This window comes from Pinirhizobacter soli, assembly GCF_015905305.1.
Classification (GTDB): Bacteria; Pseudomonadota; Gammaproteobacteria; order Xanthomonadales; family Rhodanobacteraceae; genus Pinirhizobacter; species Pinirhizobacter soli.
In genome coordinates this window covers 376,026-399,652 of record NZ_JADZLQ010000002.1, presented here as the reverse complement: position 1 = coordinate 399,652, position 23,627 = coordinate 376,026, and the positions used below count along the sequence as shown (strand labels likewise).

Genomic DNA, 23,627 nt, shown 5'->3' with positions numbered 1-23,627 from the left:
CATGGATGCCGTCCACGCCGATGCCGCGAAGCTTTCCGTCGACTCCCTGGGTAAGTCGTTCGACGGCGTAGCGGTGTTGCACGATATTTCCCTGCAGGCGCAGGCGGGTGAATTCATCTGCCTGTTGGGACCGAGCGGTTGTGGCAAGACCACCTTGCTGCGCATCATCGCCGGCCTTGAGGAGCCTGGCACCGGCACGGTGCGATTGGGCGGGCGCGACCTTGCCGGCGTACCGGCGCGCGAGCGCGGTTTCGGCATCGTGTTCCAGTCGTATTCCCTGTTTCCATACATGACGGTGGCGCAGAATGTCGGTTATGGCATGCGCATCCGCGGAGCCAGCGGGCATGCGGTGTCCAGCCGCGTGGACGAGCTGCTCGGCATGACCGGCATGGCAGGCCATGCCGGCCGTTTGCCCTGGCAGTTGTCCGGTGGCCAGCAGCAGCGCGTGGCCATGGCGCGCGCGTTGGCGGTGAATCCGGCGGTGCTGCTGCTGGACGAGCCATTCTCGGCGCTCGATGCCCGTGTGCGCGTGCAGTTGCGCGGCGAAGTGCATGCACTGCAGCGGCGCCTGCGCATACCCACGATCATGGTGACCCACGACCAGGAAGAAGCGCTGGTGCTGGCCGATCGCGTGGCGTGCATGAACGAGGGCCGCATCGAGCAGGTCGGCACGCCGCGGGAGATCTACGCGCGACCGCGCACGCGGTTCGTCGCCAGCTTCATTGGCGCGGCCACCTTGCTCGATACCACGTTCGTGCGCGAGCACGCACCGGCGTTGCTCGAAGACCGTCCCAGCGGCGCGGAGACGGCCTTCGAGGCCTGCGTGCGCCCCGAAGACGTTCGCCTGGATGTGGACCCCGCAGGCGATGCGCGTGTGGTGGATGTGCAATTCCTAGGTTCCGTGGCTCGGGTCACGGCGCAGTGGCACGGCAAGTCGCTGCTCGCAGACATGCATCCCTCACGCACGCCGGCGCCGGGCGATGCCATGAGCGTCTGGCTGGATCCATCGCGCAGCACGTGGGTAGCGGCGTGAATACGGCCACCTGGTCACTGGCTCCCGTGCGGCGCGAGGGTGCCTGGCGGGCGGTATTCGTCGCCTTGGCCACGCTGCCGTTATTGGGTTTGCTGGTGTTCGTTGCGTGGCCGCTGGCGTTGATCGTGCTGCGTAGCATCACCGGTGACGATCATGCATGGACGTTTGCCCGCTACGCCGCGTTGCTTGGGTCACCGCGGATATTGCAGGCCGGATGGCACAGCCTGGCGATGGGGGCCACGGTGACGGCCATCAGCGTATCGGCGGGGTTCGCCGTGGCCTTCGCGCTGCACCGCTCGCGCCTCCCGGGCAAGGCCGTGATGCGCTTTGCCCTGCTGCTGCCGATCCTTTCTCCGTCGCTGGTGCAGGCCCTGGGTATCATCTTCCTGCTGGGCCGTGCGGGGCTGGTGCACCAGGTAACTGGCTGGAATTTCGATCTCTACGGCTTCTGGGGGCTCGTTTTCGCCAATGCCTGCTATGGCTTGCCGCAGGTCGTGCTGATCGTCTCTTCCAGCCTTGCAGGCACCGACCGCCGCTACTACGACGGAGCCGAGGTACTGGGCGCCTCGCGCTGGCGACAGTTCCTGGACATCACCCTTCCGCAATGCCGCTATGCGCTGGTGGCCGCGGCCTTCGTGGTGTTCACGGTCACGGTGACCGATTTCGGCAATGCCATCGTCATCGGCGGGCGCTACCGGGTGCTGGCCACGGAGATCTATGCCGCGGTGGCAGGGCAACTGGACTTCGGACTGGGTGCGGCGATCGGCACGGTGCTGCTGCTGCCGGCCGTGCTGTCGATCGCCGTCGAACGCATGGTTGCGCGACGTAGCGGGCGCGTGGCCGATGGTGCGATGGTGGTGCAGGCGCCACGCAATATTGCCCGTGATGTTGGGCTTGGCCTGGTTGCCTTCGTGGCCCTGGCTCCCATCCTCGCCACCACGGCGATCGTGGTCTATGCAAGCTTCGCCCGCCTTTGGCCTTACAAGCTGGGTGTGACCCTGGCCAATTACCACGTGAACCTTGCTGATGGTTTCGCCCCCATCGTGACGTCGCTTCAGGTTTCGCTGCTCGCGGCGCTGGTGGGTACGGCGCTGCTGTTCAGCCTGGCCCTGGCCCAGCGGCGCATGAGTGGACCGCTTGCGGCCGTGAGCAGTTTCCTGGCGCTGCTGCCGGCAGCCGTTCCGGGCCTGGTACTGGGCATCGGCTACCTGGTGGCCTTCAACGACGGGCCGTTATCGGGCTGGTTGTACGGCTCGATCGCGATCCTCGTGGCGTGCAACTTCTACCACTACCACGCGCAAGGGTATCTTGCGATGGTAGCGGGCCTGCGCAACGTTCCCGCGGCGCTGGAAGAAGTGGCACAGTGCCTTGGCGCAGGTACTGCCCGCCGCATTGGCGAGGTGGTGTTGCCGTACGCGGCACCCACCCTGGCGTCGGTGTTCTTCTTTCTTTTCATGCGCTCGATGGTGACCTTGTCGGGCGTGGTGTTCCTGGTGACACCGGCGCTGAACCTGGCCGCCGTGGCGGTGATGCAGCTGGACATGAATGGTTCGGTATCGCAGGCGGCGGCGTATGCCACCTGCGTGATGGTGGTGACGGGCCTGGCGGTGGCGGCAATGCGCCTGGCCGCGGCACGCGCCTCGAAGATGGTCAAAAGGAGTCGACATGTGGCATGAAGATCGCTATCGCCTGATCCGGGGCATGCTGAAGGTAAACGGGCATGTTTCGGTTGAACGCATCGTGGCGGAGCTGGACGTATCGCGCGAAACCGTCCGCCGTGACCTGGTGGAACTGGAGGCGCTGGGCGATATCCGCCGCGTACACGGCGGTGCGGTGCTGGTGGAAGAGGGTGAGCCTCCGATCGATGTGCGCGCGGAAACACGCGTGCGCGAGAAGCGCGCGATCGCGCGCAAGGTAGCCACCCTGGTCGAACACGGCCAGACCCTTTTCATGGATGCCGGAAGCACCACCTCGTTGATCGCCGAGGCCCTGTCCGCGCACATGGGTTTGACGGTGATCACCAACTCGGTAGATGTGGCCAGGCGCCTGGCGGGTTCCGGGGACGCCCCGGGCCGCAATCGCGTGCACTTGCTCGGCGGTGAGTTCGGCGCCGCGGTAGGCCATACCTACGGAGCGGCCTGCGTGGCCGAGATATCACGCTTCCAGCCGGACCTGGCCATCCTGTCGCCGGTGGGCGTGGATGCCATCGCGGGAGCTACCAGTTTCCTGGGCGAGGAAGCCGAGGTTGCCCGCGCCATGGCCGCGCACGCGAAGCAGGTATTGATAGCGGCCGACTACGCCAAGATCGGCGTACGCAGCCGCATCGGCTATTGCACGCCAAAGGATATCGACGTGCTGGTGACCAACCGCCGTGCCGGGAAGGCCGCGGGCATGGGTGCCGTGGCAAAACTGGTGGGGAGCGTGGAACTGGCATGAGCCTGCGCACCGCCATCGCCGGGCGCATGCATGTCTTCGATGGCTTGCGTACGGTGCTGGCCAGGGCCAGCCCGTTGCGTTCGGGCGACGTGCTGGCCGGTGTGGCGGCGGAGGATGAGCAGGAACGCATGGCCGCGCGCATCGTGCTGGCCGATGTGCCGCTGGCTCGCTTCCTGGGCGAAGCCCTCGTGCCTTACGAGGACGACGAAGTCACCCGGTTGATCATCGATGGGCACGACAGCGCTGCCTTCGCGCCGGTGTCGCACCTGACGGTCGGTGAATTGCGCGAGTGGCTGCTCCAGGCCGATGGCGATGCGCTCACCGCGGTGGCGGCGGGACTGACGCCTGAGATGGTCGCGGCAGTGAGCAAGCTGATGCGCAACCAGGAATTGATCCAGGTGGCCAGCCGTCGCCGCGTGACCACGGCATTTCGCAACACGCTGGGATTGCCTGGCCACATGTCCACGCGCCTGCAGCCGAATCATCCCACCGACAGCATTGCCGGTATCGCTGCCTCGATGATCGATGGCCTGATGTACGGCAGCGGCGACGCGGTGATCGGCATCAATCCGGCAGGCGATTCGCTTTCAAGCGTCATCGACATGCTGGTCATGCTCGATGAATTCCGCCAGCGCTACGATGTGCCCACGCAGTCGTGCGTGCTCACGCATGTCACCAACACCTTGCGTGCGATCGAGCGTGGGGCGCCGGTGGACCTGGTTTTCCAGTCCATCGCCGGCACGCAGGCCGCCAACGAAAGTTTCGGCGTATCGCTGGCACTGCTCGACGAAGCCCATGACGCCGGCAAATCGCTCCGCCGCGGAAATGTCGGGCAAAACCTCATGTACTTCGAGACGGGGCAGGGTAGCGCGCTGTCGGCCAGCGCTCATCACGGCATGGACCAGCAGACCTGCGAGGCCCGTGCCTACGCGGTGGCGCGCCGCTACCAACCGCTGCTGGTCAACACCGTGGTGGGCTTCATCGGGCCTGAATACCTTTACGACGGCAAGCAGATCATCCGTGCGGGTCTTGAGGACCACTTCTGCGCCAAGTTGCTGGGGCTGCCGATGGGCTGCGACATTTGCTACACCAACCATGCAGAAGCCGACCAGGACGACATGGATACGCTGCTTACATTGTTGGGCGTCGCGGGAGTGAATTTCATCATGGGCGTGCCCGGCGCCGACGACGTGATGCTTAATTACCAGAGCACCTCGTTCCACGATGCGCTCTATGTACGCGACGTGCTGGGGCTGAAAGCCGCGCCGGAATTCCAGGCTTGGCTCGATGCCATGGGCATTCGCAACGACCAGCGCCTTCCCGACGATGGCGGCCGCCATCGACTCCTTGACGATGCCAAACGGTGGATCGCCCATGACTGACCGCACCATCACACGGTTGTGGCAAGAGCTGCGTGAACTCACACCGGCCCGCATCGGCACAGGGCGCGTGGGCACGTCGGTGTCTACGGCCGATTCCCTGGCCTTTGGCGTGGACCACGCCCGCGCGCGAGACGCGGTGCACCTGCCATTCGACACCCAGCACCTGGCCGATGTGCTTGCCGAACGCGGACAACACGCACTGATCGTGCGAAGCGCGGCTTCCGACCGCCGGGAATATCTGTTGCGTCCGGACCTTGGCCGGCACCTGGACGATGCCGGGCGCCAATACCTGGAGTCGAAGGCACGGTCGTGCGATGTGGTCTTCGTGATCGCCGATGGTCTTTCCGCGCTCGCCACGGAACACGCCTTGCCCCTGCTCGATGTCTTGCGCCCGCGCCTTGCCGGCCTTGCCGTCGGACCCACCGTGCTTGCCACCCAGGCACGCGTAGCGCTGGGCGACGAAGTGGGCCATTTGTTGCAGGCGAAACTTGTTGTGGTGCTGATCGGCGAGCGTCCTGGCTTGTCATCGTCCGATAGCATGGCCGCTTACCTTACCTACGGGCCGCGCGTGGGACGCACCGATGCCGAGCGAAATTGCGTGTCCAACATCCGTCCGGCGGGCCTTGGCTATGCCAGCGCGGCGGCAACGCTGGGTTACCTCATTACCCAGTCACTCGCGCGTGGCATCAGCGGCATCGCGCTTAAAGACGACAGCGACGCGCCCCCGGGGTTGCCCGGTGCATAGGCTGGCATCTTTTGCCCAGCCGCGTTACGGTCACGCTGGTATGTGCCTGACCACCGCAGGGAATAACGCATGACGACACGACGCGAGGTGCTCAAGTGGGGCGCCATGGGTACCCTTGCCAGCATGGCACCGCCGCTCGCCCTTGCCGCAGCAGCGCCTCCAGCCTCTGGCTTCACCAGCCGGCGCCCGGCCAAAGCTGACCGTTGCTTCACCTCGTTGGCCGTAGAGACGGCCATCGTCGAAACGAAGAAGCGCATCGGCGACCCGGAACTGGCCTGGCTATTCGAAAACTGCCTGCCCAACAGCCTGGACACCACGGTGAAACTGGGTACGGCTGACGGCAAGCCCGATACCTTCGTGATCACCGGCGACATCGACGCCATGTGGCTTCGCGATTCCTCCGCACAGGTGTGGCCTTACCTGGCTTTTCTTAAAGACGACAAGCCGCTGGCGCGGCTGGTGCAGGGCGTGATCCACCGCCAGGCCCGCTGCATCCTGCTTGATCCCTACGCCAATGCCTTCCTGCACGATCCGTCCTCCAAGCCGTTGACGTGGAGCGGGTCGGACATCACCACGATGAAGCCTGGCGTGGGCGAGCGAAAGTACGAGCTCGATTCGCTGTGTTATCCCATACGCCTGGCGCACGGCTACTGGAAGGCCACGGGCGATGCCACGCCGTTCGACACTACATGGCTCAAAGCCGCGAAGCTCGCGGTGGCTACCATGCGCGAGCAGCAACGCAAGCATGACCAGGGGCCATACACGTTCCAGCGCGCCTCGCCGATCACCACCGAATCGGTGCCGCTAAGCGGGTATGGCAATCCATCGCGTCCGGTGGGTTTGATCCACTCGATGTTCCGCCCGTCCGACGACGCCTGCATCCTGCCGTACCTCGTTCCTTCGAACCTGTTTGCCGTGACAAGCCTGCGGCAGCTGGCCGAGATGGCCCATGCGGTGGCGCACGATGCCGCCTTCGCCAACGAATGCAAGTCGCTGGCCGACGAAGTAGACCGGGCGCTTGCGATGTACGGAACCATGCAGACATCCACCGGCAAGGTATGGGCTTACGAGGTGGACGGCTTTGGCAACCAGTTGTTCATGGACGATGCCAACGCGCCGGGTTTGCTGAGCCTGGCCTATCTTGGTTGTTGCAATCAGGATGATCCGCTTTACCAGGCCACGCGCAAGCGCGCCTGGAGCGAAGACAACCCGTATTTCTTCAAGGGCACCGCAGCCAGCGGTATCGGCGGCCCGCACCAGGGCATGCGCCTGATCTGGCCGATGTCGATCATCGTACGGGCGCTGTCCAGCAGTGACGACGGCGAGATCCGCCAGTGCCTGAAGTGGCTCAAGACCACCCACGCGGGCACCGGTTTCATGCACGAATCCTTCGACCAGGACAACCCTGCCAAATTCACGCGCGCGTGGTTTGCCTGGGCCAATACCCTGTTCGGTGAATTGATCCTCAAACTGGCCCGCGAGCGCCCCGCGCTGCTGGCCTGAACCCTTCCACGGAGTACAGAATAACCATGAGTTCCCGTCGAGCGTTCCTGAAGACCTCCCTGCTGGCCGGTGCCGTTGGCCTTGCCGGCATGCCGCGCTGGCGCGCCGATGCATTGGCCGCGCTCGGTGCCGGTGGCAAGGCGCCGCGCCAGTTCACGCGCCACGTCGATGTGTTCATCGGTACCGGTGGCCATGGTCATACGTATCCCGGCGCCACGATGCCGTTCGGCATGGTGCAGTTGAGCCCGGATACCTACAACGCGCTGTGGGACCAGTCGTCGGGTTATCACCAGGACGATGGCTCGATCATGGGCTTCTCGCACACCCACCTCACCGGTACCGGTTGCGGCGACCTGCTCGATTTCCTGGTGATGCCCAATGTCGGCGAAGTGAAGACGGAACCGGGCAACCCGGACCATCCCATCACGCGTTACGCCTCGCGCTTCGACACGCCGCGTCCGGCCGGTGCAGAGCCCGATGCGGTATCGCCGACGGGTGGTCCCAAGGGCTACCGCGCGGCATTCACCCACGCGGACGAAAGCGCCGAGCCTGGCTATTACCGGGTGCTACTGCGCGACCGCGCGGTGACCGCGGAACTTACCGCCACCGCGCGCGTGGGCGTGCATCGCTACACCTTCGCCAATGCCGGCGATAGCCACATCCTGGTCGATCTTTTCCACGCCATGCAGGACAACCCATCCACGCCGCCGCCAGTGACTTCGGCGGACCTTGCCGTGGTAGGCAACGACACGTTCACCGGCGGTCGCATCGTGCAGAGCTGGGCCAAGGGAAGGCATGTTTATTTCGCGCTGAAATTCTCACGCCCCTTCGATCGTTGCGAAGTGTTCGTCGACGATGCGGCCGGCAGCGCGGTGAAGACGGCGCATGGCAAGAAGATCAAATGCGCGGCGCACTTCAAGGCCGAGGCAGGCGAGCAGATCCTGGTGAAGGTGGGCCTGTCGGCAGTGAGCGCGGAAGGTGCGCTGGCCAACCTCAATGCCGAAATGCCCGGATGGGATTTCGACGGCACGCGCGAGGCGGCAAGCATGGCCTGGGAGCGCGAGCTGTCGCGCCTGAAGATCGATGCCATCAACGAACGCCACCAGCGTATCTTCTACACCGCGTTCTACCACAGCCTGATCGCACCGACCCTGTTCGGCGACGTCGACGGGAAATACCGCGGCATGGATCTTGAAATTCACCAGTTGCCCGCCGGTGCGCAGACGTACACCGAATACTCGCTGTGGGATACCTACCGCGCGCTGCATCCGTTGTTTACCCTGGTACAGCCGCACCGCGTGCCCGATCTTTGCAACGACCTGATCCGCATGGCGGCGCAGAGTCCGGCGGGGCCGCCGGTGTGGCCGCTCTACGCGCGCGAAACGGGCACGATGACGGGCTACCATTCAGCGCCGGTGCTGGCCGAGGCCCACGCCAAGGGTTTCAAGGGCATCGATTTCGAAGCCGCGTGGCCATCGTTCCGCAAGCGCGCGATGGACGACGACTACCGCGGCCTGAGGTTCTACCGCGACTTGGGCTTCATCCCGGCGGACAAGATCGATGAGTCGGTCAGCAAGACGCTCGAATATGCCTACGACGACTGGGCGATGGCGGAACTGGCCCACGCGGTAGGCAAGGAAGACGAGCGCACGGCGCTGATGAAGCGCTCGCGCAACTACCGGCATGTGTTCGATAAGTCCAAGACCTTCGTACGGCCCAAACTCGCCGATGGCAGCTGGGCGGAGCCCTTCGATCCGCGCGGCATGGGTCATTCGAAAAAGTGGCGTGATTTCACCGAGTCCAATGCCTGGCAGGCGACGTTCCTGAACCAGCACGACCTGCACGCCTATATCCAGGATTTCGGCGGTGACGAAGCCTTCGTGGCCAAGCTCGATGCCTTGTTCAATTCGAGCCCCGAGCTTCCGGCCGACGCGCCGCCGGATATCGCCGGCATGGTGGGTCAGTACGCGCATGGCAATGAGCCCAGCCACCACGTGGCCTGGCTCTATGCCTACGCCGGCCAGCCATGGAAAACACAGCATCGCGTGCGCTGGCTGCTGGACAACATGTACGACGACAAGCCCGACGGCGAGGCAGGCAACGACGACTGCGGCCAGGTATCGGCGTGGTACCTGCTGTCTTCACTGGGGCTTTACGCGGTGGATCCGGTAAGCGCCAATTACGTGTTGGGCAGCCCCCTGGTGCACCGCGCGGAAGTGGAACTGGCCGACGGCAAGAAGCTGGTAGTGGAAGCGAAGGGCAATTCTCCGCAGAACATATATGTGCAATCGGTGAGCTGGAACGGCAAGCCGCATGATCGCAACTGGATCAGCCACGCCGAGATTGCCGCCGGTGGCAGCCTGGTCTTCACGCTTGGACCCAAGCCCAACAAGGCTTTCGGCGTGTCGCCGACAGCCCGTCCGCCTTCGATGAAACTGGAGGGCTAGACGTCTTTGCTGCATCGCCGCGAGGTTTGCTAAGGTAGGCTGCCGCGCCGCGGGGTGTTCAGGAGACGCTGCTTGGCAAGGCTCTTCGCGTTGTTGGCATTCCTGCTGTTGTTGGGCTCGTGCTCCGCGCACGGGCCCTCCTCGCAGCTGCTCAACGTTTCCTACGACCCCACGCGCGAGCTGTTCCGCGACATCGACGCCGCCTTCGCCCGCGATTGGCGGGAGAAGACGGGCAAGGCGATGACCGTGGGCATGTCCCACGGCGGCTCCGGCAAGCAGGCGCGGTCGGTGGCCGAGGGCCTGCCTGCCGATGTCGTCACGCTGGCGTTGGCCTATGACGTGGACATGCTGGCCGACCGAGGGCTGGTGTCGAAGGATTGGCAGAAACGCTTTCCGTATAACGCATCGCCTTATACGTCCACCATCGTTTTCGTGGTGCGCAAGGGGAACCCCAAGCAGATCCACGACTGGCCCGACCTCATTCGCCCCGGCGTCAGCGTGATCACGCCCAACCCGCGTACCTCCGGTGGGGCGCGCTGGAACTTCCTGGCCGCATGGGGTTATGCGCGGCGCTTGCCGGGTGGCAGCGACGAGAGCGCCCGCGATTACATGGCGCAGTTGTTCCGCCACGTGCCGGTGCTCGATACCGGTGCGCGCGGCGCCACCAACACCTTCGCCCAGCGCGGCATCGGCGACGTGCTGATCGCCTGGGAAAGCGAGGCGCTGCTGGCGCGCAAGAGCATCGGCGACGACAAGATCCAGATCGTGATTCCGTCGGTGTCGATCCTGGCCGAACCACCCGTGGCGGTGGTGGATGCCAATGTCGACATCCACGGCACGCGCAAGGCCGCGGAAGCCTACCTGGCGTTTCTTTATTCCCCCGAAGGGCAGGAGATTGGTGCAAGCCACTTCTACCGGCCGCGCCTGCCCGAGGTGGCGGCGCGTCACAAGGGCGAATTCCCCGATGTGAATACCTTCACCATTGCCGACATCGCAGGCAACTGGAAGGCGGCGCAAAAGAAGTTCTTCGCCGATGGCGGCTTGTTCGATCAGGTCGGCCCGGGCCGGGGAGACAAACCATGAAGCGGCGCGTGCTGCCCGGCTTCGGCCTGTCGCTGGGTTACGTGATGGCATGGCTCGGCTTGATCGTCCTGCTGCCGCTGGCGGCGCTGGTGTTCAAGTCCAGCGCGCTTGCGCCGTCGGGTTGGTGGGCGCTGCTTTCTTCGCCACGGACGCTCGCCGCGCTGCGCCTGAGCTTCGGCGGCGCCATGCTTGCCGCGGCGGTGAATGTGCTCGCCGGATTGCTGGTGGCGTGGGTGCTGGTGCGGCACAGGTTTCCCGGACGGCGCCTGTTCGATGCGCTGGTGGACCTTCCCTTTGCCTTGCCCACGGCGGTGGCGGGTATCGCACTGACGGCGATCTACGCCCCCGAGGGCTGGCTGGGGCGCTACCTGGTGCCGATGGGCATCAAGGTGGCCTACGCGCCCCTCGGTGTCGTGGTGGCGATGGTGTTCGTCGGCTTCCCGTTTGTCGTGCGCACCCTGCAACCGGTGCTCGAGTCGATGGAGCGCGAGGTCGAAGAGGCCGCGGCAAGCCTGGGCGCCACGCGCTGGCAGGTGTTCTTCCGCGTGGTGTTACCGCTGCTGCTGCCGACATTGTTGACCGGGTTCGGCCTGGCCCTGGCCCGGGCGGTAGGTGAGTACGGTTCGGTGATCTTCATTGCCGGGAATATTCCCAGGTTGTCGGAAATCACACCGCTGCTGATCGTGGAGAAACTCGAGGAATTCAACTACGCGGGTGCCGCGGCATTGGGCGTGGCCATGCTGGTGTTGTCGCTGTTGCTATTGCTGCTGGTATCGCTGGTGCAGCGTGCAAGCCGCCGCTGGGAGCTGCCGCGATGACAACCCGGGCATCGGTGGTGCGCGTGCTGATGATCCTCACGAGCGTGGCCGTGCTCACGGTGTTCCTGCTGTTGCCGCTGGCCGTGGTGTTCTCGGAGGCCTTCAAGCAAGGCCTGCATGCGTTCACCCGCGTATTCCACCAGGCCGAGGCCCGGTCGGCGATCTGGCTTACGCTGCTGGTGGCGGTGATCGCGGTGCCGGTGAACATGGTGTTCGGCGTGACGGCGGCATGGCTGATGGCGCGTTTCGAGTTTCGCGGCAAGGCGTTGCTCGGAGCGTTTATCGACCTGCCGTTCTCGGTATCGCCGGTGATATCGGGCATGGCCTTCGTGCTGCTGTTCGGCGCCCAGGGCTGGTTCGGCCCATGGCTGATCGAACGGAACCTGGGCGTGATTTTCGCCGTGCCGGGCCTGGTGCTGGCCACGGTGTTCATAACCTTGCCGTTCATTGCGCGCGAACTTATCCCGTTGATGCAGGCACAGGGCAGCGAGGAAGAAGAGGCGGCCAGGGTGCTGGGCGCGGGCAGCTGGCAGATGTTCTTCCGTGTCACCTTGCCCAACATCCGCTGGGCGCTTTTGTATGGCGTATTGCTTTGCAACGCCCGCGCCATGGGCGAGTTCGGCGCGGTGTCGGTGGTCTCGGGCCATATCCGCAACCTCACCACCACCATGCCGCTGGAAGTGGAAATGCGCTACAACGAATACGACTATGTCGGCGCGTTTGCCGTGGCATCATTGCTGGCCTTGCTCGCGGTGTTGACGCTTGCTTTCAAGGCGCTGATGGAATGGCGTTATCGCCATGAGCTGGCAGCGGGAGGCATCCACCGATGACGCTGTCCATCCAATCCATCGGCCGGCGCTTCGGCGATACGGTGGCGCTTGCCCAGGTAAGCCTCGAGGTAAAACCCGGCGAGTTCGTAGCCTTGCTTGGACCTTCAGGCTCCGGCAAGACCACCTTGCTGCGTATCCTGGCGGGCCTGGACTATCCCGACGTGGGCACGGTGTCGCTCGATGGCGATGATTTTCTCGCTACCGACGCCCGCAAGCGCCGTGTCGGCCTGGTGTTCCAGCACTACGCGCTGTTCCGGCACATGACGGTGGCCGAGAACATCGCCTTTGGATTGCGCGTGCGACCGTGGCGCCTGCGGCCTAAACGTGCACAGATCGCTTCGCGCGTGTCTGAACTGCTTTTACGAGTGCGACTGGATGGCTTTGGCAATCGTTATCCCGCGCAGCTGTCCGGTGGCCAGCGGCAGCGGGTGGCGCTGGCACGCGCGCTGGCGGTGGAGCCGCAATTATTGTTGCTGGACGAACCCTTCGGCGCGCTCGATGCCCAGGTGCGCACGGGCCTGCGCCGCTGGCTACGCGAATTGCAGGAAGAGTTGGGGCTCAGCACCGTGCTGGTAACGCACGACCAGGAAGAAGCCCTGGAACTGGCCGATCGCGTCGCGGTGATGAACAACGGTGTGATAGAGCAGGTCGGCACGCCCGAGGAAGTCTATTTCGAGCCCGCTACGCCGTTCGTGTGCGAATTCATCGGGCGGGTAAACCGGGTGGCGATGCGGCGCGGCACGGGGGGCTTAAGCGCCGCCGGCTGGGTGCCACGGGACGAACCTTGGCACGGCCACTATCCTCATGCCACGGCGTACATCAGGCCTGAGCACCTGGAAATCGGAGCACAGGACGCGCCGTGGCAGGGAGTGGTTCGGCATGTCTATCTTGCAGGCAGCATCGCCCACCTGGACCTGGACGTGAGCGGCGTGGGCACGCTGGAGGCGGATGTCGCCAGCGAGGACCTGGCACGGCGGAACCTTGCCGTGGGCGCGCAGGTGAGTGTGTCACCTGCGCGCTCGGTACTGTTCGCCGGCGAAAACGCACGGTGGTCGTGGCAGGCCGGCGCCGGGCCTTGATTACTTGGGCTTGCGGAACTTGAAGACGAACTGATCGGTGTGGCCCCGGATGGTTTCGTCGAACACTTTCTTCTCGTGGGTGTCGGCGGCGTTGGCCAGCACCTGTGATTTTCCTTCCAGGGTGAATCCGGCGGCCTTGGCCTGCTCAAGTACCAGGGCCGGATCGATGCGGTGCAAGGTGGTGGTGGCGCTGTCGCCGCTGCCAGTCTGCGCGACATGGTCGATCACGATGAACACGCCGCCGGGCTTGAGCGCCTTGAAGACGGCCTTGTCCATGGCCAGGGCCTGGTCCTTGCCGAAGAAACCGGTGGCGTCGTGGTAGTTGTCGCTGGTCCAGGCCACGTCAAGCGGTTTGTCGGTGGCGATGCCGGCCAGCGGTGCCGTCACCACGCTCACATTGGTGAAATCCTTCTCCGCGGCAAGGGCTGTGACCTTGTCGGTGGCCTTGGGGTTCTTCTGGACGAATTCGGAAGGAACCACAGCATAGACATGGCCGTTGGCCCCCACCACGCCGCTGAAAATGCGCGTAAAGTAACCGCCACCGGGCATGAGGTCAGCCACGGTGTCGCCTGGCTTGATGCCGGCGAAGGCGACCAGTTCCGCCGGATGGCGGGCAGCATCGCGCGCGGTATCTTCGGCCGGGCGCGCAGACGATTGCACGGCAGTAGATACATAGGCAGAGGGCGTGGCGGCGTAGGCGGTGGGAACCGCCAGAATCAACGCGGCAAGCAGGGCTTTTGTCTTCATCGATGGTTCCTCGTGGGGTGGGAACGGCCGAGCGCATCATGCGCGCGATCCTCCCGTCCATGCAATGAAACCGGTCCAGGCCGGTTCTGCTTACACGGTTTATCGCAAAGGCATCCCCATGGCTCAAAATCCCCAAGATCCGAATTCCATCATCGGCCAGTTAAGCCGGAACAAGGGTGCCGCGGCGCTCATTGCCGCCGTCGTCGGTGTCGTCCTGCTGCTGTTTGCCTGGGCTGGCGGATGGTTCGGTGGCCGCCTGGGGCCTGGCAAGATTGCCGACGCGCTGCAGGTGCACGACGGCTTGCATGAGGGTTTTCGCCGGGCCCATACCAAGGGCTACTGTTTTACCGGCCATTTCGACGGCAACGGGCAGGGCACGCGGCTTTCGGTGGCCAATGTGTTCGCCCAGGGGGAATCCCGCGTGATCGGGCGCTTCTCCACCGGTGGCGGCATGCCCGACTCACCCGACGGCCGCCTGGTGTTCCGCGCCATCGCCTTGTCGATCACCGCCCCCAACGGCGAGGTCTGGCGCACCGCAATGGATTCCACCGCCGTGTTTCCCGTGGCCACGCCCAAGGCGTTCATGGCGTTCCTCGAGGCCACGTCGCCCGTTGCCGATGGAAAGCCGGACCCGGCCAAGGTGGGGCCATACATGGCCGCCCATCCGGAGACGGTGGCCTTCATCAACTACCTGAAGGAACAGCCGCTGGCGTCGAGCTTCGTCAATACGCGGTATTACTCGATCAATGCATTCCGTTTCGTCGGCGGCGACGGCCAGACGCGCTTTGTCAGGTGGTCGCTCGATCCCACGGCAACGCCTGAGTGGATGGACAAGGGCAACCTGGAGAAGATGCCCCGCGACTTCCTTTTCGACGACCTCATCAAGCGCGCCGCCGCAGGCCCGCTCACCTGGGACATGTCGATCCAGCTGGCTGCCCCGGGTGACAAGACAGACGACGCCACCGTGCAGTGGCCTGAGGATCGTGAATCGGTCAAGGTCGGCCGACTGACCATCGATCACCTCATCACCGAGGACGAAGGTCCCTGCCGTGACATCAACTTCGACCCATTGGCGTTACCTACCGGCATCAAGGGCTCGGACGATCCCCTGCTTGCCGCGCGCTCGGCTGTGTATTCATCCTCGTTCCGCCGCCGCGCTGCGGAAGGCCCGCATCCTAGTTTTGCCACGGAGCACAAGCCATGACCGAGCGCTTCTGGCTTCCCGCCCGTATCCTGCACTGGCTGATGGCGGTGCTGGTGATCGCGATGCTGTTCATCGGTGCCGGCATGGTGTCGACGGTCAGCCGCACCCACGAGTGGCTTTTTGCCATCCACAAGCCGCTGGGTTTCACCATCTTCGTGCTGGTGATCATCCGGCTGATCGTGCGCCTGGTCCACAAGCCGCCGCCGTTGCCTGCGGACATGCCGGCCTGGATGCGCCATGCAGCCACGCTCTCGCACTGGCTGCTGTACGCGTTGATGTTCTTCCTGCCGCTGCTGGGCTGGTCGACGCTATCGGCGGCGGGATATCCGATCCAGCTTGCACCGCACGTGCACCTGCCGCCGATCGCCCCGCACAATCTGGCGCTCTACACTTTCCTGCGCGACGCGCACGGGTTTGGTGCCTACCTGCTGTTCTTCACCTACCTGGCCCATCTTGGTGCGGCGCTGTTCCACCACCTGGTACGCAAGGATGGCGTGCTGGCCAGCATGTTGTTCGGCAAGAACCCGGCGGGTTAAGCCTTGCCGAAGCGTCCGGCGGCGATGAGGCTATTGACCTCGTCGTCGCCGAACAGGCGCGAGCGGGTGAGGAACCTCACCCCTTCGCCATTCTCCAGCGAGAACATGCCACCGCGTCCAGGCACGACGTCGATGATGAGCTGGGTGTGCTTCCAGTACTCAAATTGCGATGGGCTGATGTAGAACGGCGCGCCGGCAATCTCGCCGAGCCGAACATCGCGGTCGCCGACGATGAAGTCGTCCTGCGGATAGCACATCGGCGAGGAACCGTCGCAACAGCCACCGGACTGATGGAACAGCACCGGGCCGTGCCGCTGGCGCAGCGATTCGATCAAGGCTTCCGCGGCGGGCGTGGCAATGACCTGTTCGGCGACGGTGCTGTCCATCGGTTGGAATTCCCCCTTAGAAGAATCCAAGCTTGTTGGGCGAGTAGCTCACCAGGAGGTTCTTCGTCTGCTGGTAATGGTCGAGCATCATCTTGTGCGTCTCGCGGCCGATGCCCGATTGCTTGTAACCACCGAAGGCCGCGTGGGCGGGGTACGCGTGATAGCAGTTGGTCCACACGCGGCCTGCCTGGATCCCGCGGCCCATTCGGTAGCAGGTGTTGGCTTCGCGGCTCCAGACGCCTGCGCCCAGGCCATAGAGCGTATCGTTGGCGATGGAAAGGGCTTCGTCCTGATCCTTGAACGTGGTGACCGAAAGCACCGGGCCGAAGATTTCCTCCTGGAAGATGCGCATCTTGTTGTGGCCCTTGAATACCGTGGGCTCGATGTAATAGCCGTCCTTCAGATCACCATCGTGGCTGGCGCGGCCGCCGCCGGTAAGCACCTGCGCGCCCTCCTGTTTGCCGATGTCGATGTAGGAGAGTATTTTTTCCATCTGTTCACTGGAAGCCTGCGCACCGATCATGGTGGATTTGTCGAAGGGATTGCCCATCTTGATCTTCTTCACCCGATCGACCGCGCGTTCGATGAAGGCGTCGTAGATCGACTCCTGGATCAATGCACGGCTGGGGCAGGTGCACACCTCGCCCTGGTTCAGGGCGAACATCGCGAAGCCTTCCAGCGCCTTGTCGAAGAAGGCATCGTCGTGGTCCATGACATCGGCGAAGAAGATATTTGGCGACTTGCCGCCCAGTTCCAGGGTCACGGGGATGAGGTTCTGGCTGGCATACTGCATGATCAGCCGGCCTGTGGTGGTCTCGCCGGTGAAGGCGATCTTGGCGATGCGCGGATTCGAAGCCAGCGGCTTGCCCGCTTCAAGCCCGAAGCCGTTGACGATGTTCAGTACGCCCGGTGGCAACAGGTCGCCCACCAGTTCCGCCCACACCAGGATGCTGACCGGTGTCTGCTCGGCGGGCTTGAGTACCACGCAATTGCCCGCGGCAAGGGCGGGCGCCATTTTCCACGTGGCCATCAGCAGCGGGAAGTTCCACGGGATGATCTGTCCCACCACGCCCAGGGGTTCGTGGATCTGGTAGCTCACCGTGTCTTGGTCGATTTCGCCGATGGAGCCTTCCTGCGCACGGATGCAGGAAGCGAAGTAGCGGAAATGGTCGACCGCCAGGGGGAGGTCCGCGGCCAGCGTTTCGCGCAGCGGCTTGCCGTTGTCCCAGGTCTCGGCATGGGCGAGCATCTCCAGGTTCGCCTCCATGCGGTCGGCGATCAGGTTCAGGATGCGCGCGCGGTCGGCCACCGAGGTTCGGCCCCATGCATCCTTGGCCGCGTGCGCGGCATCGAGTGCAGCCTCGATGTCGTCTTTATCTGAACGGGGAATTTCGCAGAAGGCTTTGCCGGTGACCGGGGTGATGTTTTCGAAATAACGTCCCCCGGCGGGCTCCACCCACTTGCCGCCGATGAAATTGCCGTAGCGTGCCTTGAAGGGCACGTGGGTTTCCAGATGGTGTTGTTCGAGCTTGGTCATGGCGGCGTCCTTCGGGGGCAAGGGAAATCCATCCTACGCCCGTCGTCGCTGCACTACGTTCCGCGCCGCACCATCGGCAACGCTGCACGATTTCTTAATAGTCGCGAACGTCCACCAGCAGCAGCCACCGCGCGGAGTTCTCGGCCTGCGGCCAGTCCCCCGATGACAAGGCGGTGACACCCGCGCCCCATGGCTGGTTGTCCAGCGTAGCCAGGGCGCGTTCGTTGCCGTCGGCGTCGCGGGCGTGGAACAGGTTGACCCAGTGCAGTTCCGCGGTGAGCGATTGAGTGCGCAACGCAGCATGCACGGCATCGCGCACACTGGCAGGAATATCGGCCACGCCACGCAGGCCCGGCTTGCCGGAGAACACGTCCCAGGTGTTCAGGCCGCTGTCAAAGCTGCCAACATCGAGCTTGCGATCATCGGTGACATACCAGCAGGCGGCGAGCAACGGATACAGCGCCTGCCGCTCGAAATCATCCAGCGCGTCTCGGCAGCCGCGCTCGCCGTAGCCGGGATAGGACAACTCGATCGTGCGCTCCTCGGCCGGCACCACGTCGATGTCCAGGTGGCCGGGCTCGTCGCCGCGGCCGGCGTGCCAGGTGGCGCGGATGGCGGGAAAATCGCCATCGGTCACCAGCCAGTCTTCTTCGTCGTCTTCCAACTCCACGTCGTGGCTGGCAAACATTTCCCGCAGGCGCGAGGCCAGGGCCGGTCCGTTCATGGCGGGCTCCTCAAGGGCTGGTCGGGGTGGTGGCATCGTCGTCATCGGGCGCGGTCACGGTATAACCGCGCTTGCGCAACTCCGAGAGCGAACCATTCGGGTCGATGAGGTCTTCCATCGGAAGCATCGCGAAGCTCTGCCTGTGGTTGGTGATGGCCTGGATGGCGTAGGACAGCCACAAGGTGCGGAGCTTGGTGAGCATGTCGTTGATACCCAACCGTTTGGCGATGCCGGCCTCGGCCACGGTGTTCAGGCAGATGTCCCAGCGATCCTGCACCAGGTACTTGCGTAGCGCCGGCACGTCCCCGGTGGCCCAGGCGTTGGCGCGCACGGTAAGCGTGCCCAGCCGCTTGTCGATGTTGTCCAGCGTCTGGTGAAAGCATTTTACGTCGTCGAGGGTGGAGGCCTTGAACTGCTTCACCGCCGCGCGCGGCTCGGCGATCTCCACTTCGTACTGCACCTGCTGCACTTGCACGCCGTGGGTCTTGGCAAGGTCGTCGACGGTGCCGGCGATGTTGGTCTTCTGGCGCAGGCCAATACCCTTCACCGCTTCGTTATAGAGCTTCAATGCCGCGAAGATCGGCCGGTAGTTTTCGATCTTTTTGTTCTTGCCGATGTACTCCTCCTTCAGCTTCAGCCAGAGGGCGTAATCGCTGGCAGGCACGGCGTCCTTGAGGTTGCCGTCGTCGGGCTGGTCGCGGGCGTCGATCAGCGTGGGCAGCAACATCAGCTTGCCGAACCAGCCCACCTTGGGCTTGAGCGACATCGACGGCGGCTGCAGTACCACCTGCGAATTGGCCACCGCGTTCTCCACGTCGGCCGAGTGCCACTGGATGTCCCTGGGCAGGGGCGCCACCAGGCCCAGGATCCACATGGTGTGCTGGTTCTTGGTGACCTTCCACAGGCCGGGGCCCGGCTGCTGGCCCTGGACGGTGATGGCTTCCAGGTTGGTTGCCTGCTGGGGTTGGTCCTGGGCTACCGCCGGCAAGGCGAGAACAAGGGCGAGCAGGGCAATGGATCGAAGGCGCATGGTGCGGTCCGGCGGCAAGACCCTTCGATTGATACCACGAAACGGTGTCAACCGGTCGCGTTCCCATTGGGCAACTAAAAGGTTGCATTAAGTGATCATGAGCGGTATAGATATGCAACCAGGAGGTGGCATATGACTGAAGATACCGATCGCGTCGAGCGACAGATCCAGCTGACGGCCCCGCGTTCACGGGTGTGGCAGGCGCTTATCCAGCCGAAGGCATTCGGGGAATGGTTCGGCGTCGCGCTGCAGGGCGAGGCGTTCGTCGAGGGCGAGCCTGCCAGGGGGCGCATCACGATCCCGGGTTACGAACACTTGAAATTCGAATTCCTCGTCGCCTGCATCGAGCCGGAACGCCGGTTTGGTTTCCGCTGGCATCCTTACGCGGTGGATCCGGAAAAGAACTACGACGATGAACCCACCACGCTCGTTATGTTCGAGCTGGAAGATTCGCCGGGCGGAACCCTGCTGCGCGTGGTGGAATCGGGATTCGATGCCATTCCCGTTGAACGGCGCGCCGAAGCCTTCCGCATGAACAGCCATGGGTGGGAAGAGCAGATGGGGAACATCCAGCGCCATGTCGCCACGCACTAAGCCACAGCTGCAGGGCAGCCTGCAACGTTCAGCACCGGTTTTCGCCGCGCTGGGCGACGAGGCCCGCCTGCGGCTGGTGGCATTACTGTGCGCAGGCGGCGCCATGTCCATCGCGCAGCTCACCGAAGGTTCGCAGATCACCCGGCAGGGCGTGACCAAACACCTGCTGGTCCTGGCCGAAGCCGGATTGGTCAATGACGTGAAGGCCGGGCGCGAAAGGATGTGGGAATTTGCGCCTTCCCGCCTGGAGGAGGCGCGCCGTTCGCTCGACCACGTCGCCCGGCAGTGGGACGACGCCTTGTTGCGCCTGAAGCGAATAGTCGAAGACTGAAACCTGGCTTCCAAAAAAGCAGCCCCTCCGCGCCTACAGGGGACGGACGCGGAAGGGCCGGGGGAAACACTTAAAGCGGTTAGAAGTCGTACGTCACGCCAAAGCGGAAGTAACGCGGCGTCTGATAGCTGATGACGCGCTGGTAGCTGTCCTTCACCGTGGTGGTCGTGCCGTACACCGGATCGATCTGGTTGGCGCGCTGCTGGTTGAGCACGTTGAATATCGTGGCGTTGAACGCGAGCTTCTTGCCGGCCCACTCCGGGCGGTATTCGGCCGACAGGTCGATATTCTCCTGCCAGGGATTGCGGCCCTTGTCGCCCGGCCGCGTCGGCTGGCCGTCGCAGTAATGGTAGTAGCTGCCATAACCGGAGGGATCGGTCTGCCCCGTGCCGTACAGGCCCAGGCATTCGCGCGGCGTGCCCGAGGCCACGGTGACGTTGGCCGAGAGCATCCACTCCGCGGCCACCTGGTAGGAGCCGTAGAACTTGAGCACGTGCTTGCGATCGTTGGCCAGATACCCGTTGGCATATTCCATCAGCGTTTCGTAATCCCAGTCGCGTGATGCGGATACGCTTCCCTGGCCGACGTCCGAGCGCACCTGGCCCTCGGTATTGCCGTAGCTGCGCGAATACAGGTAGTCGATCTTCCCGCTCCAGGTGCCGTCGAAGGGGTGCGACAGGTAGGTGTCCAGTCCGTAGTAGTTGCGCTTCAAGTGGCTGAAGCCGAAATCCTTGTTGGTGACGGTGACATCGGTGTAGCCGCCGTCGGCGGACTTGAGCTGGTAGACGTTGGCGCGTCCCGGATTGGAAAGGTAGCAACTGCCGATCGTGACGTTGGCAAGGTCCGCGCCCTGGGCTGCGGCGGCACGGCTGATCGCGCCGTTGTCGCACACGTCATCCAGCGCATTGTTCAGGTGCCGCACGGTCGCCTTCATGCCCCACACATAGGCGTCGTTCAACTGCTTGTCGAAGCCGAGGATGAATTCGTCCTGCGATTCGGAATGGATGTTCTTGGCCGAAACCGTCTTGGGATCGGGCGCCTGGCCATATTCCCCGTTTGGAGACACGCCGCCACCCGTGGCGGAAGCGACGGGGGTGAGGCCGGTGGGCGTGCCATCGGCGGCGATACCGGTATAGGTGTAGTACTCGTTCACGGCCAGGGAGCCTGAGGCCGTGCGTAACGCCACGCTTGCAGGCATGGCAAGGAAGTAACGGCCGGCGTTGCCGTACACCTTCAACGAGGAATCGCCGTTCACGTCCCAGCTGAAGCCCAGGCGGGGCGCCCATTGTGGTTTGGTCAGGCGAAGGTATGCCACGCCGAACGGGTTGTAGTTGGTGAACTGGTCGTTGCGCACGCCGAGTGACAGCAGCAGGCGGTCGTTGACCTGCCAGTTGTCCTCCACGTATTGGGCGCGCTGCTTCACCGCCACCGTGGCCAGCGTGTTGTAGTGACGGGTGTAGACGTAGTAACCGGTCTGGCCGCCCGGGTAGTTGCCCGGCATGCCCACGTAGGGGTTATCGCTGATGTTCTTGTTCGCGTCGCCGTGCGCGTACCAAAGCTCGTATCCATCGCCGCCGATGGTCGTGCCGTCTTGGATGTCCTTCGAATCCTGGTTATCGATGCCCGCGGTGATCGAGTGGTCGCCGAGCTTGTAGTTCAGGTCCACCCGCAGGTTGCGGTTGCTCGACTTGTGGTCGGGATTGTCCACGGTGTCGAGGGTCTGGCCGTTGGTGATGACGCGGCCGCCGGTCAGCGCCGGGTTTTGCTGGTCGGCTCCGCCGATGAAGGGTCCGGTGACGCCCGAATCGATCGGCTCGTTGTAGTAGCTGATCTTGGACTTGCCATACATCGCGGTCAGCGTGAGGTTGTCGGTGATGTAGCTGGTGAACTTGCCCACCCAGATCCGCGCGCTGGTCTTGAGCGTCTCATCGCCGCTGGCGTAGTCTCCGTTGGACAGCGTGTCGTAGTCGTAGTTGTACTTCGACCCCGTGGAGCGGTGGGTCTGCGACAGGCCGGTGAGTTCCAGGATGTTGCTCTGGTTGATGTTCCAGTTGAGCTTTACGTAACCTTTCGGATCTTCGTAGCGGTACTGGGTGTCGTACGGGCTGTTGCGCGAACCCACCGTATTTCCTTCGGTGCGCTGGGCTTCGACGGCTGCGAAGATGAACAGCTTGTCCTTGATCAACGGGCCGCCGGCGTAGCCGTCGACGGTGGTCACCCACTGCTTGTTCTGCGCGTTGCGCTGGAAGATCGTGCCTTTCTCATCGCCACCATGCAGGTAACGGATGTCGCGTGCGTCGCTTTGTGCAAAGGCCGGCGCCCATAGCACCTGCGCGCCGGCATGCCACTCGTTCGTACCGCTCTTGCCGACCTGGCTGATCACGCCGCCGTCGGATCGGCCATAAGCGGCCGAATAGCCGCCACTGAGTACTTCCTGCTGGTCGATCGCGCCGTAGGGCAGGGAAATACCGCCGAAGCCGCTGAGGGGATCGGTGGTATTGAGGCCATTGACGTAGTACGCGTTCTCGGTCACCGAGGAACCGGCAAACGAGACGACCGAGCCACCGAGGGCGTTCTTGAAATAGGTGCTGCCCGGCACGGTGCCGGGGGCGAGCAGGGCGACCGCTTCGGCACTGCGGCCCAGCGGCAGCTTGGCCAGGTCCTGCGAGGTGATGATGGTGCTGGAGCTGACGCTGGTGACGTCGATCTTGGGCAGCGCGTTGGCCGACACCGTGACCGCCGACAGATCCTGTGCGCCGGTATTGGACGGCGCGCTGCTGGCGAAGGAAACGTCGGTGGCGATGCCCACGCGCAAGGTGACGTTATCGCGCGAATCCACCGTATTGCCGCCAACCCGCAGCGACACCTTGTACGTGGTCAGGGGCAGGGCGTCGGCCACGTAGCGCCCCTTGGCATCGACCGGCACTTCGCGGGTCAGGCCGTTGGCGCCTTCGATCAGGACGGTTTCGTTCGCGGCCAGGGGTGCCTGGCCCGAGATGCGGCCCGAGGTGGCCTGCGCATGGATGACTCCGCTGAAGGAGGCGGCGAGGGCGGCGGCGAGCAGGGTTTTGCGAAGAGCTGCGTTGCGATATCCGGTGGTCGCGTACATGGGCTTTTCCAGGGGAAGGTTATCGGGGGCGAGCTAAGGCACGGGCGCGAAAACAAAGGCGGGCTTGGGATCG

Annotated in this window: 21 protein-coding genes; 15 read left to right on the top strand and 6 right to left on the bottom strand. The window is 64.1% G+C overall.

Annotated elements, in window-relative coordinates; all coding sequences use genetic code 11:
* The first annotated feature begins 1 nt into the window (after position 1).
* From NDK18_RS11650 to NDK18_RS11600, 11 genes are all read left to right on the top strand, one after another.
* Positions 2-1,033, top strand: a complete 1,032-nt coding sequence (locus NDK18_RS11650; RefSeq protein ID WP_250623701.1) for an ABC transporter ATP-binding protein — start codon at positions 2-4, stop codon at positions 1,031-1,033.
* Entirely contained in the window at positions 1,030-2,709 is a 1,680-nt protein-coding gene (locus NDK18_RS11645; protein ID WP_250623700.1) for an ABC transporter permease subunit, read from the top strand. The genes NDK18_RS11650 and NDK18_RS11645 overlap by 4 nt, the downstream gene beginning before the upstream one ends.
* Positions 2,699-3,469 carry a DeoR/GlpR family DNA-binding transcription regulator gene (locus tag NDK18_RS11640; protein WP_250623699.1) on the top strand — a complete coding sequence of 257 codons (771 nt, stop codon included), beginning with the start codon at positions 2,699-2,701 and terminating at the stop codon, positions 3,467-3,469. The genes NDK18_RS11645 and NDK18_RS11640 overlap by 11 nt, the downstream gene beginning before the upstream one ends.
* On the top strand, positions 3,466-4,851 hold the full coding sequence (locus tag NDK18_RS11635; protein ID WP_250627869.1) for an ethanolamine ammonia-lyase subunit EutB: 1,386 nt from the start codon (positions 3,466-3,468) through the stop codon (positions 4,849-4,851). The genes NDK18_RS11640 and NDK18_RS11635 overlap by 4 nt, the downstream gene beginning before the upstream one ends.
* Entirely contained in the window at positions 4,844-5,596 is a 753-nt protein-coding gene (gene eutC / locus NDK18_RS11630) for an ethanolamine ammonia-lyase subunit EutC (RefSeq protein ID WP_250627868.1), read from the top strand. The genes NDK18_RS11635 and eutC overlap by 8 nt, the downstream gene beginning before the upstream one ends.
* Positions 5,597-5,665: 69 nt before the next feature.
* The gene (locus NDK18_RS11625) at positions 5,666-7,099 is read left to right on the top strand and encodes a glycoside hydrolase family 125 protein (protein ID WP_250627867.1); all 1,434 of its coding nucleotides are present in this window, start codon (positions 5,666-5,668) and stop codon (positions 7,097-7,099) included.
* 26 nt (positions 7,100-7,125) lie between these two features.
* Positions 7,126-9,546, top strand: coding sequence for a GH92 family glycosyl hydrolase (locus tag NDK18_RS11620; protein WP_250627866.1), 2,421 nt, complete (start codon positions 7,126-7,128; stop codon positions 9,544-9,546).
* A 72-nt stretch (positions 9,547-9,618) separates the two neighbouring features.
* Complete coding sequence (locus tag NDK18_RS11615) at positions 9,619-10,629, top strand: sulfate ABC transporter substrate-binding protein (RefSeq protein ID WP_425502698.1); 1,011 nt, start codon at positions 9,619-9,621, stop codon at positions 10,627-10,629.
* Positions 10,626-11,447, top strand: coding sequence for a sulfate ABC transporter permease subunit CysT (gene cysT, locus NDK18_RS11610; protein WP_250623694.1), 822 nt, complete (start codon positions 10,626-10,628; stop codon positions 11,445-11,447). The genes NDK18_RS11615 and cysT overlap by 4 nt, the downstream gene beginning before the upstream one ends.
* The gene (cysW, locus tag NDK18_RS11605; protein ID WP_250623693.1) at positions 11,444-12,277 is read left to right on the top strand and encodes a sulfate ABC transporter permease subunit CysW; all 834 of its coding nucleotides are present in this window, start codon (positions 11,444-11,446) and stop codon (positions 12,275-12,277) included. Before cysT ends, cysW begins: the two co-directional genes overlap by 4 nt.
* The gene (locus NDK18_RS11600) at positions 12,274-13,356 is read left to right on the top strand and encodes a sulfate/molybdate ABC transporter ATP-binding protein (protein ID WP_250623692.1); all 1,083 of its coding nucleotides are present in this window, start codon (positions 12,274-12,276) and stop codon (positions 13,354-13,356) included. The genes cysW and NDK18_RS11600 overlap by 4 nt, the downstream gene beginning before the upstream one ends.
* Here the strand turns inward: NDK18_RS11600 and NDK18_RS11595 are convergent, their stop codons facing one another.
* Positions 13,357-14,103, bottom strand: coding sequence for a class I SAM-dependent methyltransferase (locus NDK18_RS11595; protein ID WP_250627865.1), 747 nt, complete (start codon positions 14,101-14,103; stop codon positions 13,357-13,359).
* A gap of 118 nt (positions 14,104-14,221) precedes the next feature.
* On the opposite strand from NDK18_RS11595, the gene NDK18_RS11590 reads away from it, so the two are divergent.
* On the top strand, positions 14,222-15,307 hold the full coding sequence (locus tag NDK18_RS11590; protein WP_250627864.1) for a catalase family peroxidase: 1,086 nt from the start codon (positions 14,222-14,224) through the stop codon (positions 15,305-15,307).
* Positions 15,304-15,843, top strand: a complete 540-nt coding sequence (locus tag NDK18_RS11585) for a cytochrome b (protein ID WP_250623689.1) — start codon at positions 15,304-15,306, stop codon at positions 15,841-15,843. Before NDK18_RS11590 ends, NDK18_RS11585 begins: the two co-directional genes overlap by 4 nt.
* Here NDK18_RS11585 and NDK18_RS11580 read toward each other — a convergent pair.
* The 4 genes from NDK18_RS11580 to NDK18_RS11565 form a co-directional block, all read right to left on the bottom strand.
* Positions 15,840-16,229: a DUF779 domain-containing protein gene (locus tag NDK18_RS11580; protein ID WP_250623688.1), complete on the bottom strand. Its 390-nt coding sequence runs from the start codon at positions 16,227-16,229 to the stop codon at positions 15,840-15,842. The genes NDK18_RS11585 and NDK18_RS11580 overlap by 4 nt on opposite strands.
* Before the next feature lie 16 nt (positions 16,230-16,245).
* Positions 16,246-17,766, bottom strand: a complete 1,521-nt coding sequence (gene adh, locus NDK18_RS11575; RefSeq protein ID WP_250623687.1) for an aldehyde dehydrogenase — start codon at positions 17,764-17,766, stop codon at positions 16,246-16,248.
* Positions 17,767-17,860: 94 nt separating this feature from the next.
* Positions 17,861-18,490, bottom strand: coding sequence for a DUF6348 family protein (locus NDK18_RS11570; protein WP_250627863.1), 630 nt, complete (start codon positions 18,488-18,490; stop codon positions 17,861-17,863).
* Between the two features lie 10 nt (positions 18,491-18,500).
* Positions 18,501-19,520, bottom strand: a complete 1,020-nt coding sequence (locus NDK18_RS11565) for a TraB/GumN family protein (protein ID WP_250623685.1) — start codon at positions 19,518-19,520, stop codon at positions 18,501-18,503.
* A 132-nt stretch (positions 19,521-19,652) separates the two neighbouring features.
* Between NDK18_RS11565 and NDK18_RS11560 the strand changes: the two genes are divergently transcribed.
* Positions 19,653-20,114: an SRPBCC family protein gene (locus NDK18_RS11560; protein WP_250627862.1), complete on the top strand. Its 462-nt coding sequence runs from the start codon at positions 19,653-19,655 to the stop codon at positions 20,112-20,114.
* Complete coding sequence (locus NDK18_RS11555) at positions 20,098-20,445, top strand: ArsR/SmtB family transcription factor (RefSeq protein WP_250623683.1); 348 nt, start codon at positions 20,098-20,100, stop codon at positions 20,443-20,445. Before NDK18_RS11560 ends, NDK18_RS11555 begins: the two co-directional genes overlap by 17 nt.
* Positions 20,446-20,524: 79 nt before the next feature.
* On the opposite strand, the gene NDK18_RS11550 is transcribed toward NDK18_RS11555, so the two are convergent.
* Positions 20,525-23,554, bottom strand: a complete 3,030-nt coding sequence (locus NDK18_RS11550) for a TonB-dependent receptor (protein WP_250623682.1) — start codon at positions 23,552-23,554, stop codon at positions 20,525-20,527.
* Positions 23,555-23,627 lie beyond the last annotated feature (73 nt).